This window comes from Staphylococcus sp. HMSC34C02 (genome assembly GCF_001838705.1).
Taxonomy (GTDB): Bacteria; Bacillota; Bacilli; order Staphylococcales; family Staphylococcaceae; genus Staphylococcus; species Staphylococcus borealis.
In genome coordinates, this window is record NZ_KV838590.1 from 1 (window position 1) to 219 (window position 219).

A 219-nucleotide genomic window follows, 5' to 3' on the forward strand; every position below is an offset into this window, starting at 1 on the left:
TGGATAGAGCGTTTGACTACGGATCAAGAGGTTATGGGTTCGACTCCTATCGGGCGCGCCATTTAAATTTTATTTATTATTTAATTACATACGGGAAGTAGCTCAGCTTGGTAGAGCACTTGGTTTGGGACCAAGGGGTCGCAGGTTCGAATCCTGTCTTCCCGATAGGAACTTTATTTAAATACAATATGGGGGCTTAGCTCAGCTGGGAGAGCGCCT

1 tRNA gene is annotated in these 219 nt (G+C 45.7%); it reads left to right on the forward strand.

The features are described 5' to 3' along the window. Positions 1–91: 91 nt before the first annotated feature. Positions 92–165 (forward strand) — tRNA-Pro (locus HMPREF3239_RS08545). Positions 166–219 lie beyond the last annotated feature (54 nt).